The 1373-nt window shown below is 57.3% G+C and carries 1 rRNA gene (running past one end of the window); it reads right to left on the reverse strand.

The features are described from left to right. Positions 1 to 1275, reverse strand: a 23S ribosomal RNA gene (locus ACFVDM_RS38295) (it extends 1271 nt beyond the left edge of the window). Between the last annotated feature and the right edge of the window lie 98 nt (positions 1276 to 1373).

A 1373-nucleotide genomic window follows, 5' to 3' on the forward strand; every position in this document is an offset into this window, starting at 1 on the left:
TGGAATGACACGACTTCGGCGGTACGCTTGAGCCCCGCTACATTGTCGGCGCGGAATCACTTGACCAGTGAGCTATTACGCACTCTTTCAAGGGTGGCTGCTTCTAAGCCAACCTCCTGGTTGTCTCTGCGACTCCACATCCTTTCCCACTTAGCGTACGCTTAGGGGCCTTAGTCGATGCTCTGGGCTGTTTCCCTCTCGACCATGGAGCTTATCCCCCACAGTCTCACTGCCGCGCTCTCACTTACCGGCATTCGGAGTTTGGCTAAGGTCAGTAACCCGGTAGGGCCCATCGCCTATCCAGTGCTCTACCTCCGGCAAGAAACACACGACGCTGCACCTAAATGCATTTCGGGGAGAACCAGCTATCACGGAGTTTGATTGGCCTTTCACCCCTAACCACAGGTCATCCCCCAGGTTTTCAACCCTGGTGGGTTCGGTCCTCCACGAAGTCTTACCTCCGCTTCAACCTGCCCATGGCTAGATCACTCCGCTTCGGGTCTTGAGCGTGCTACTGAAACGCCCTGTTCGGACTCGCTTTCGCTACGGCTTCCCCACACGGGTTAACCTCGCAACACACCGCAAACTCGCAGGCTCATTCTTCAAAAGGCACGCAGTCACGACGCACCGAGCAAGCTCGATGCGCGACGCTCCCACGGCTTGTAGGCACACGGTTTCAGGTACTATTTCACTCCGCTCCCGCGGTACTTTTCACCATTCCCTCACGGTACTATCCGCTATCGGTCACCAGGGAATATTTAGGCTTAACGGGTGGTCCCGCCAGATTCACACGGGATTTCTCGGGCCCCGTGCTACTTGGGTGTCTCTTAAACGAGCCGCTGATGTTTCAGCTACGGGGGTCTTACCCTCTACGCCGGACCTTTCGCATGTCCTTCGCCTACATCAACGGTTTCTGACTCGTCTCACAGCCGGCAGACTATGAAAAAGAGATCCCACAACCCCACATGCGCAACCCCTGCCGGGTATCACACGCATACGGTTTGGCCTGATCCAGTTTCGCTCGCCACTACTCCCGGAATCACGGTTGTTTTCTCTTCCTGAGGGTACTGAGATGTTTCACTTCCCCTCGTTCCCTCCACACTGCCTATGTGTTCAGCAGCGGGTGACAGCCCATGACGACTGCCGGGTTTCCCCATTCGGACACCCCCGGATCAAAGCTCGGTTGACAGCTCCCCGGGGCCTATCGTGGCCTCCCACGTCCTTCATCGGTTCCTGGTGCCAAGGCATCCACCGTGCGCCCTTAAAAACTTGGCCACAGATGCTCGCGTCCACTGTGCAGTTCTCAAACAACGACCAGCCACCCACCACCCCGCCACACTCGGCGAGTTCACTGGGGCCGGCAACCGAAGGAC

Origin of the sequence: Streptomyces sp. NPDC057682, from assembly GCF_042799575.1 — a bacterium.
Lineage (GTDB): Bacteria > Actinomycetota > Actinomycetes > Streptomycetales > Streptomycetaceae > Streptomyces.